The following is a 10,358-nucleotide window of genomic DNA, read 5'->3' as shown; positions in this document are numbered from 1 at the left end:
AGAAGCGGATTTTACATCGGGCAATAAAAGTTATCCACACATAAATGGAAAATAAACCACACGACCTCTTAAAATCAAAAATGTTAATAACATAGTAGGTTATACACATCGGTAGATAAAACTTTTCCCATGTGTATAAAAGTGATGGTTATACACATACTAACATGGATTTATTTTTATCTTGTTCACAGGCAGAAAATTTTTTATCTTTTTGATTTTTATACACAATAAATCATTAAAAAACCTCTCTGTGGATAAAATCCAAAAATATATTTTTCTTTATCCACTACCAAGGTAGAAGTCTGTGTGTAAGTGTTTAATGAATTGTGAAGCTATTTATTTGATAAAATTGCGCCGCGAAGCATTGAATTTACTGAGGAAAGGCTCTAAAATCCGCGCCCTGATTTGACCAATCAAATGTAGAGGCTTGGCGACCGCTAACCCTCAAAACTCAAACACTGCATTCAGTGAGAGAATTAAGATGAAAAGAACTTTCCAACCTAGCGTTCTAAAACGCAAACGTAACCACGGTTTCCGTGCTCGTATGGCTACTAAAAGCGGACGTCAAATCGTCGCTCGTCGTCGTGCTCGCGGCCGCAAGGTTCTAAGCGCATAAGCACGCTGATGACCGAATATTGTTTTCCTCGGCATGTCAGACTTCTGAATGCCGGGGATTATCAATCTGTCTTTAACGACACTTCCTCCAAAGTCTTCGCAGGCGAATTCCTTTTATTGGCACGAAAACGAGATGACGACCAAGCTCGACTGGGTCTAATTGTGTCTAAAAAAACGGATAAACGCGCGGTAGGCAGGAATCGTATCAAACGCTTGGTACGTGATTCCTTTCGTCACCACAAAACACCACTTTCCGGTCTTGATATTGTCTTCTTAGCAAGACAAGGTATCAAAGAGCTAGAAAATGCGGATTTGCACAAACGACTCGACAAAGCGTGGGATCAATTGGCAAAAAAAGCCCAAAAACCCGCTCAAAATAAAAAACGCGACCAATCTAGACAGAAATAGGCTGAAAAAACTGCCAAAGGCTGGTTTAATAGCGCGTGATTTTTATAAGGGTTCTGTGAACCTATTGTCCAACCAAACAAATTAGTTGAATACCATGGATTTCAGACGTTACTTTTTATGGGGTGCGCTTTTTATCAGTGGCTACCTACTGTTTTTACAGTGGAGCCAAGATTATGGTCCTCAGTCCACTCAAAGCGTAGCTCAAAGCACACAGTCTCAATCTGAGACAGACTCTCAAGTGAGCAATGATTTGCCTACGGCAATTCAAAGCACAACCGAAGCCAATGCCGAAATCCCACAAAGTGTGACAAAAATCGCACCTGGGAAATTGATTGAAGTCACAACCGATACCCTTCGTGTTGCGATCAATCCTGTCGGTGGTGATTTAGTTGAAGCCGCTCTTCTTCAATACAAAAAAGAATTAGGCAAGCCTGATCCATTTGTTATTTTAGAAGATGGCAGCGAACGTACTTATGTGACTCAAAGTGGTTTAGTTGGACAAAATGGTCCAGACGCTTCTCCTGAAGGTCGCCCAGTTTACCAATCTGAAAAAACCGCTTATACCTTAGCGGAAGGTGAAGATTCTCTTGATGTCAATCTTTACTACACAGATGCACAAGGCGTGAAATACACAAAAACTTTCCGCTTTCTGAAAGGCAAATACCGTATTCGCCAATTGATCACTGTGGACAACGCTTCATCTAATACATGGCGCGGCACTCAGTTTGCTCAGATCAAACGCGATAATACGCCAGATCCTAGCCAAGCAACTAGCATGGGCTTACAGCCTTATCTAGGCGGTGCTATTTCGGACGAACAAACGAAATACAGTAAAATTTCTTTCTCTGATATGAAAGAAGAACCGATAAAAACCACCACAACCAAAGGTTGGGTAGCGGTACTTCAGCATTATTTCGTGTCAGCTTGGATCCCAGAACAAGGCCAGAAAGTTACCCTGCAAACTCGTACTAATGGTGACTTTAACATCATCGGCTTCACTGGCACGCCAGTAGAAATCGCACCAGGTAAGCAGGGCACATTAAGCTCTACTTTCTACGTGGGTCCGAAACTACAAGATCATCTTGAAGAGACCGCTGAAAACCTAGATTTGACCGTCGATTACGGCTGGTTATGGTGGTTAGCTAAACCACTATTCTGGTTATTGACCTTGATCCAATCTTTCGTGGTCAATTGGGGTATTGCGATCATCTTGGTTGTGGTTTGTGTAAAAGCTGTTTTCTTCAAGCTATCTGCTACAAGCTACCGTTCAATGGCCAAAATGCGTAAATTTGGCCCTGAAATTGCCAAGCTAAAAGAAAAGTACGGTGATGATCGCCAGAAAATGTCGCAAGAGATGATGGCGCTTTACAAGAAAGAGAAAATTAACCCATTAGGTGGTTGTTTGCCTATCTTGGTTCAGATGCCAGTTTTCCTTTCTTTGTACTGGGTATTAATGGAATCGGTTGAATTGCGTCATGCGCCATTCTTCTTATGGATTGACGATCTATCTGTGATGGATCCTTACTTCATATTGCCGATCTTGATGGGTATCAGTATGTTTGTTCAGCAATCACTTAACCCAACGCCTCCAGATCCAATGCAAGCTCGAATCATGAAGATTATGCCAGTGGCATTCTCTATCTTCTTCCTATGGTTCCCAGCGGGTCTAGTTCTTTACTGGGTAACAAACAATACGTTGTCTATCTTGCAACAGTATGTAATTACCAAACGCATCGAAAAAGAAGCCTGATACTAAACGGCTAATGATTCGATTAAAAAGGCTTCCCAATGGGAGGCCTTTTTTACGTTTAGATTGCCATGTTTGCTTCGCTAACGGACAATAGCTTCATCGCTATTTAATTTTTTACCGCACAGAGTTTGACTATGACTGACTTCCAATACGCCACAGACCAAGACACCATCGCCGCACAAGCCACAGCTCCCGGCCGAGGTGGCGTAGGTATCATTCGTTTATCGGGTCCAAAAAGCCTTGCCATCGCCAAGCAAATAGTGGGATTTGAACCTACACCTCGCTATGCCCATTACGTGCCATTTAGAACTACGAATCAAGAACAGCTTGATGAAGGCATCGCTTTATATTTCCCAGGACCAAACTCCTTCACTGGCGAAGACGTGTTTGAATTACAAGGTCACGGTGGCCCCGTGATTATGGATATGCTGCTTAGCCATTGTGTGGCGCTTGGGGCACGTTTAGCTCGTCCAGGCGAGTTCTCAGAACGAGCATTCATGAACGACAAAATGGATTTAACCCAAGCGGAAGCCATTGCCGATTTAATCGACAGCACATCAGAACAAGCCGCCAAATGCGCGTTACGTTCCTTACAGGGTGCTTTTTCAAAACGCGTTGACGAACTGGTCGAAGCCTTGATTCACCTGCGTATTTACGTCGAAGCGGCGATCGATTTTCCAGAAGAAGAGATCGACTTCATCGGTGACGGCAAAGTCGCCACAGAGCTAGCTGGCATCAAAAATAAGCTCATTGAAGTACTTAAAGAAGCCAACCAAGGCGCCTTGATTCGTGAGGGCATGAGCGTCGTTATAGCGGGTCGTCCTAATGCTGGTAAATCCAGTTTATTGAACGCCTTATCAGGTAAAGAATCCGCCATTGTCACCAACATCGAAGGCACCACTCGTGATGTCTTGCGCGAACACATTCACCTAGATGGCATGCCACTGCACATTATCGATACAGCCGGTTTACGCGACAGCCCAGACGAAGTAGAACGTATTGGTATTCAGCGCGCATGGGACGAAATAAGCAAAGCGGATCGCATTCTAATGATGGTCGACAGCCAATCGATTGATTCAAAAGACCCAAGCGAAATCTGGCCAGAATTTATGGAGAAACTCGGCGACACCAAACACTTAACCTTGGTGCGCAACAAAGTCGATTTGACCAAAGAAGGCACGGGCATTGAAATGGTCTCAGGCGTCCCTGTGGTCTCTCTATCGGCAAAAACAGGTGAGGGCGTCAACGATTTAACTGAACATCTAAAAGCCGTCATGGGCTTCGACAGCACGACTGAAGGAGGATTTATCGCCCGTCGCCGTCACATCGAAGCACTTAACAAAGCCAACCGCTTTTTAGACGCAGGTAACGAGCAACTTCACGGTTACGGCGCAGGGGAATTGCTGGCAGAAGATCTAAAAGAAGCTCAACAAGCTCTTAGCGAAATCACCGGCGCTTTCACCAGCGACGACTTGCTAGGCCGTATCTTTGGCTCGTTTTGTATTGGTAAATAAAACATGCTCACACCTGGTCCGAGATAATGGCGGGATCATAAAGCTCTGATGACAACCCCCCCTTGTGCATCTTGGCGAAGGGTTCTGATGTCACGTGCGGGGGGCGCGCCAAACAGCCGAGAATATTCTCGGCTAAACTGTGACAGACTCTCATAACCCACTGATAAAGCAACGGCAGCGACGCCGCCAAGTTCAGTAAAGAGTAGCCTGCGCGCTTCATATAATCTGATCTGTTTTTGATACTGAAGAGGCGACAATCCAACCGTTGCCTTGAAACGTCGATGAAAAGCCGACGGGCTCATATTCACGGTAGCGGCAAGTTCTTCCACCCGAAATGCCGTGGCGTAGTGTTTGCGAATCCATGTAATGGCATTTCTGATTTGGAAAAAACGATCATCGATACCGGCTATTTGTCTTAACACCGCACCTTGTGGGCCACGCAGCATTCGATACAGGATCTCGCGTTCAATAAGAGGCGCGATTAAGTCGATATCATCCGGATGATCGCTAAGACGGATCATCCTATACCATGCATCAGCAAGATCATCACTCACTTGGTCAATGCAAAAACCTCTCGTTTCAGACAAACTCAAGGGGCTATCCATCTCACATAAAATCTCTGTCACTAACGCTCGGTCGAGAGAAAGCCGCAAAGCCAGATAGGGGGAAGTCGGACTCGACTCAACCACTTCGGCAATCACAGGCACCTCGACGGATGTAATAAAGCTTTGTCCCGCACGATAGTCGACGACTTGATCCCCGATGACAATCCTTTTACTCCCTTGCAGGATTAGGCTAATCAGGGGTTGATAGATCTCAGGAAAAAGCTCTGTCGGCTGACTAACTCTAAGAATATCCAAACGAGGAATTTTGGTTTGGGTAAGTACGGATTTAGCCCTTTTTTCTACAAGAGACCTTAGTTTTTCAAGCGGATGATTCATATCACTCTTTCTAGCATAGCTTTCATCAAGCCTCAATAAATTAAGCAGGAATAGGCATTTTATAGACAGAAACTAACACGCCAGCGTTTAGTGGGTTTGTTATAAATATTGGCAATGTAATAGAGATACCTAATGGGCTCTCTGAAGTACATGTTTGTTTATTTTAACCACTCCACGTCTTTCGAATAGGAAATATGCCATGGAAATTAAAAATTCAGTCGTCCTCATTACAGGCGCATCATCAGGTATTGGTGAAGCGACAGCACGTGCGGTCGTTCAAGCAGGTGCTCAAGCCGTATTATTAGCAAGACGGCAAGATCGACTTGATGATCTAGCAAAAACGCTGGGAAACGATGTTCTGGCCTTACCCTGCGACGTAACCAACCCCATCGAGGTTCAAAAAGCCGTCCAGATCGCGCAAGAAAAATATGGCCGAATCGATGTATTGATCAACAACGCGGGACAGGGACTCTATGCCACAATTGAAGATATCGGCATTGAAGACTTTCGGGAACTATTAAATCTAAACACCGTTGCGCCACTGAATATGATGCAAGCGGTCATTCCCTTGATGCGCAAACAACAAGCCGGATGCATCATCAATGTTAGCTCGGGCGCGACCTTAGCAACGTACCCAGGTTCAGCGGCTTATACGAGCTCAAAGTCAGCACTGAACATGATCTCAAAAGTGGCACGGCTTGAACTAGCGGATGCAGGTATCACTGTCTCTTTACTACACCCCTTCATGACAGCGACCGAGTTCTATGGCTCGGTGAAATCCGGCTTAAACACTTCTAAAGAACAAGAAGCAGGCGCTATGTCAATCGCACATCAACCATCATTAGCCGCGCAAATGATCGTCAACCTAATAAAAACGGGCGATGAAGAGGTGGATCTTGTTCCGAAAGAATATGGGGGAAGTTTCGAAGGCTAAAAGCATTTCGTTAATAGAAAAAATAGCGTATTCCACGCTCCAAGCTATTGGACTTAGAGCGTGGAAAAGCTTCTTAACCCACGGTCATTTTAACTTTTGGATAGCGGACTTTTTTGCTTCTTGGGCTGGCGAGGAAGTAGGCCAGCGTCAGTGGCCCAAGGCGGCCGATGAACATCAAGAAGATAATGATACCTTCTCCCATATTACTCAATGATCCGGTTAACCCTCGAGAAAGGCCAACCGTACCCAATGCCGATACGGCTTCAAACACCACGTCAATCATCTGTGCGTGCTTCTCACTCACCAACAATATGAATATCGCCAACCAGGTGACACCAATCGAAATCATGCTCAAGGCCAGCGCTTTGCTGATTACTTCCTTTGGAATCTCGCGCTTAAACACGTTTACTTCTTCATCGCGGCGCAGGTAAGCGTAAGTCGCTAAGACCAGCAGCATAAACGTTACGACCTTGATGCCGCTGGCGGTACTCAAAGAGCCGCCTCCAATGAACATCAGCACCAACATGAGTGACGTCGTCGCGTCTCTTAGTTCTTCAATGGCGAGGGTGTTAAACCCAGCGGTGCGTGGTGTTACCGCTTGAAACCAGGAAGCCAGCCATTTGCCCGTTTCACTCAGTGGACCAAGAGTATTCGGATTGCTGTATTCAATAAAATAAATAGCAAGCAAGGCAACAAGGTTAATAACTATGGTGCCGGTAATCATCATTTTGCTGTAGGGCGAAAGTCTCGCCCAGCGGCGATTTTTCATCAGATCAATCCATACGGAAAACCCCAAACCACCGATGATAAACAAACCACTAATAGTAAAATTCACGATCGGATCGGCCACATAAGGCATCAAGCTCGCTGATGAAAGTGCAAATCCAGCGTTGTTAAAGGCGCTGATGGTGTAGAAAAAGCCATGAAATAAACTGGTTTTCCAACCCAAGGAATCACTCCAATGCAGCGCAAGAATCAGCATACCGATGGTTTCTACGATCAAGGAAAAGACTAATACTGACTTGGCGGTAGAAACAATGGTGGAGGCGTCTGTTTGATTAAAAGCCTCGATGGCGACGGTACGTTGCAAAAAACCAATACGGCCGCCTAACGCGACGAGAGTAACAATAGCGAAGGTCATTAAGCCAAGACCACCACATTGAATCAAAAGTGCAATCACTACTTGACCAAAGGTAGTGAATACCGTGCCCGTATCTTGCACCACAAGACCTGTCACTGTGACAGCAGATGTGGCTGTAAAAACGCTGTGTAACCAAGAAATCGGTTGTGTGGTGGCAATCGGTAATTTAAGTAACAAAGTGCCGATAATAATCAGCAATAAAAACCCACCGCATAAAATCAAAGGTGGCGCCGCCATGATTTTTTTCGCTGCTTTTGGGTGACGTTCTATAGCGACAATCGCAGGATCCCAATTCACCATCTCAAGCCAACCTTGGTGCGATATTTTTAAGTTCACTGCGAGGGCCACACAGCAACAAGATATCTTTTTCTTTTAGTACAAAGGCTTTGTCTATCTGCAAAAACGTCTCTTGTTCGCGTTTCACCATCACAGCATCAACTTTTCCTTTTGCTGGGTCTAAAACATCACCAAGAGGACGTTCGTCTAGCTGTGGTTTGATATGAATCTCCACCACGTACAAACCATGACCAATAGACAAATAATCGTTCACCATCGGGTAATTCAGTGCCTGTGCAACTCGCACACCCATTTCCTCTTCAGGATGAATGATCCGTGCCACACCAAGTTTAGACACAATCGTATGGTGCGCGCGGCTGCTGGCTTTGACCCAGATCTCTTTCACACCGAGCTTTTTCAACGCCAAGATGCACAACAAGCTGGATTCCATGTCTTCACCAATGGCCACCAGCACAGCATCACTGTTGATTAAGTCGAGTTCTTTTAGTGCGTTTTCATCGGTGGAATCACAAATCATCACTTGAGTGAAATCATCAACATACTTTTCAGCAATTTTTGCATCTCGATCAACCCCCGTGACTGTGTGACCTAAATAAATCAGTTCCATACTTGCTGCAACACCAAAACGCCCTAAACCAATCACAGTGAAATGCGCCATATTGACTACCTTTTATTTATGTCTTTTAAGAATTTTTTAACATTTTTAATAGATTGAGACCTTTGCACGAAGTCACGAGCGAAGCCAAGACGAGGCAAAAATAGACGAAAAAGCAGAGTTTATGGGTTATAAATGAGCATTTTGAGTCTATTTTTAACAAAGTATTGGCAAGCGCAGTAGTCGTGCAAAAGTCTCGGATTAACGGTCTGATAACAGTCGATAACCCAGACCAGGTTCTGTTTTGATGATTCGCTGGTCATTAGCGTTATCATTGAGTTTTTTACGCAACTGACTGACTAAAATCCGTAAATAGTGTGAGTCACGGGTATGGGTCATGCCCCAAATTTTAGCTAGTAACTCTTCTTGCATCACCAGTTTGTCTGGCGTAGCCATCAGCATGCGTAAAAAGGCGAACTCCTTCTTGGTTAACGCCAAGGGCGAGCCTTGCAACCATGCCTGATTGGTGCTGATTTCTAACTTAATATTACTTGTTTCTAGAACATCAGCAGGTGAGTGAGTATTCACTAAATCTCTTAGTAAAACTTTCACTCGAGCAATTAATTCGCGAATGCCGAAGGGTTTACTCAGGTAATCATTCGCACCAGATTCAAGCAGGCGAATCTTTTCATCTTCTTCATCCCGAGCAGTCAGAACTAAAATAGGTGTGTTGCTGGTGGAACGCACAAAGTTAACCAAATCCATACCATCACCGTCTGGCAAGCCCAAATCCAAAATCAACAAATGCGGTGAATTTTGTTCAATCAAACGTTTCGCAGCGCCAATGGATTCGGCACCAAGATACTCGAAACCTTCAGCCGCTAATGAAATCCGAATAAAGGTATGAATTTGTGGCTCGTCATCGACCACCAAAATTTTATAAGAAGTCATGATGCCTTGCCTTTATCGTTAATGGGCGGCTCAACGCACGCAGGCAAACAGATACGAATTAGGCAGCCTTGCTCGACAGGAACGGATTGAATAGAACCATGATGAGCCGCAATAATGCCTTTTGATACCGCCAATCCCAAACCTGTGCCGCTGTCATTTCGCTTAAAAGAATCGACCGAGTAAAACAGCTGAAAGATGCTTTCAGACTGGGCTGTACTAATGCCAATCCCTTGATCTCGTACATCAATCACAACTTGAGGATGCTTGCTGTTTGTATCTAATGTCTTTATTGAAATGGTGACAGTTTTGTCTATTGGTGAATATCGCAAGGCATTATCGATAACGTTAAAAATGGCCTGTTGAATAAGCGACGCACTCACCAAAACCAGCGGCAGCTTATCGTCTAACTGTAGAATTAAACGGGATTTTTGCTGACTAAAACGCTCCATAACAAGGTGAATAATGGCAACAGCAGATTGCTCTGACACTTTTGGAAGCACAGCGCCATGGTGCAGTTTTGTCGCTTGCAGTAAGTTCTCAATGTATTGATGAAGACGATGACTTTCGATAGTGGCACTGTCTAGCAGCTCTTGCTTTTCCTGCTCCGAGAGCTTCGCCATGTATTCTTTTAAGGTGCTTAAAGTGCCAATAATGGTCGACAAAGGCGTACGTAGGTCATGAGAAACCGATAACAAAATACTGTTACGCAGCTGCTCTTGTTTTAATTGGTTTTGCTGATTTTGGTATAGCTCAGCTAACTTACTGGTGATCACAGCCACCAACAGAAATACCAGCAAATTCACCATGTCATCGCCATTAAACATCTCGAATGAATAACGCGGTACAGTGAACAGAAAGTTGAAACACAGCGCTTCAAACAGCGCCACGCCATATACCCAACGAGAACGACAGGATAAAGCGACAACCACCACAGCCAGCTGCAAAATCAGTAATACGGCAATATTTGAACCAAGCCAAATATCCAATCCATAGCTGATCAGTAAAGCCGTACAAACCGCCAGCACAGCTAAATAGTGAGAAGGGATAGTGGATGTTGTCATTTTCATGGTGTCGCTTGTCACAGCCTTTTAAGTAAGGAAGAGCACAAGTAAGACTGTATCAAAGGGCGCAGGTATTGGCGCGTAAAAAAACCGTAACGTTTTTATTCTCTATACCAGTCACTATCCAATCAAATGGCCAAATGGCCCTGAT

10 protein-coding genes are annotated in these 10,358 nt (G+C 44.6%); 5 read left to right on the top strand and 5 right to left on the bottom strand.

Going from position 1 to position 10,358, the window contains the following annotated elements; genetic code table 11:
• Positions 1–481: 481 nt before the first annotated feature.
• The 4 genes from rpmH (at position 482) to mnmE (ending at position 4,287) form a co-directional block, all read left to right on the top strand.
• Complete coding sequence (rpmH, locus tag C1X04_RS18380) at positions 482–616, top strand: 50S ribosomal protein L34 (RefSeq protein WP_084035504.1); 135 nt, start codon at positions 482–484, stop codon at positions 614–616.
• Between the two features lie 8 nt (positions 617–624).
• Positions 625–1,023: a ribonuclease P protein component gene (rnpA, locus tag C1X04_RS18375; RefSeq protein ID WP_110576249.1), complete on the top strand. Its 399-nt coding sequence runs from the start codon at positions 625–627 to the stop codon at positions 1,021–1,023.
• Positions 1,024–1,117: 94 nt separating this feature from the next.
• Positions 1,118–2,773 (top strand): membrane protein insertase YidC, encoded by a 1,656-nt coding sequence (gene yidC / locus C1X04_RS18370; protein WP_110576247.1) that lies wholly within the window; start codon positions 1,118–1,120, stop codon positions 2,771–2,773.
• 134 nt (positions 2,774–2,907) lie between these two features.
• Positions 2,908–4,287 (top strand): tRNA uridine-5-carboxymethylaminomethyl(34) synthesis GTPase MnmE, encoded by a 1,380-nt coding sequence (mnmE, locus tag C1X04_RS18365; RefSeq protein ID WP_137170669.1) that lies wholly within the window; start codon positions 2,908–2,910, stop codon positions 4,285–4,287.
• Between the two features lie 35 nt (positions 4,288–4,322).
• Here mnmE and C1X04_RS18360 read toward each other — a convergent pair whose 3' ends face one another.
• Complete coding sequence (locus C1X04_RS18360; RefSeq protein ID WP_137170668.1) at positions 4,323–5,228, bottom strand: AraC family transcriptional regulator; 906 nt, start codon at positions 5,226–5,228, stop codon at positions 4,323–4,325.
• 199 nt (positions 5,229–5,427) lie between these two features.
• On the opposite strand from C1X04_RS18360, the gene C1X04_RS18355 reads away from it, so the two are divergent.
• The gene (locus C1X04_RS18355; protein WP_137170667.1) at positions 5,428–6,162 is read left to right on the top strand and encodes an SDR family oxidoreductase; all 735 of its coding nucleotides are present in this window, start codon (positions 5,428–5,430) and stop codon (positions 6,160–6,162) included.
• Between the two features lie 73 nt (positions 6,163–6,235).
• Here the strand turns inward: C1X04_RS18355 and C1X04_RS18350 are convergent, their stop codons facing one another.
• The 4 genes from C1X04_RS18350 to C1X04_RS18335 form a co-directional block, all read right to left on the bottom strand.
• Positions 6,236–7,639, bottom strand: coding sequence for a TrkH family potassium uptake protein (locus C1X04_RS18350; RefSeq protein WP_254682294.1), 1,404 nt, complete (start codon positions 7,637–7,639; stop codon positions 6,236–6,238).
• Entirely contained in the window at positions 7,605–8,258 is a 654-nt protein-coding gene (locus C1X04_RS18345; RefSeq protein ID WP_137170666.1) for a TrkA family potassium uptake protein, read from the bottom strand. Before C1X04_RS18345 ends, C1X04_RS18350 begins: the two co-directional genes overlap by 35 nt.
• Positions 8,259–8,456: 198 nt before the next feature.
• Positions 8,457–9,146, bottom strand: coding sequence for a response regulator (locus C1X04_RS18340; protein ID WP_137170665.1), 690 nt, complete (start codon positions 9,144–9,146; stop codon positions 8,457–8,459).
• Complete coding sequence (locus C1X04_RS18335) at positions 9,143–10,213, bottom strand: ATP-binding protein (RefSeq protein WP_137170664.1); 1,071 nt, start codon at positions 10,211–10,213, stop codon at positions 9,143–9,145. The genes C1X04_RS18340 and C1X04_RS18335 overlap by 4 nt, the downstream gene beginning before the upstream one ends.
• Positions 10,214–10,358: the final 145 nt, after the last annotated feature.

This window comes from Marinomonas sp. FW-1 (genome assembly GCF_005222245.1).
Taxonomy (GTDB): Bacteria; Pseudomonadota; Gammaproteobacteria; order Pseudomonadales; family Marinomonadaceae; genus Marinomonas; species Marinomonas alcarazii.
The sequence above is the reverse complement of the archived record's forward strand: the minus strand, read 5'-3'. Positions and strand labels throughout refer to the sequence as shown.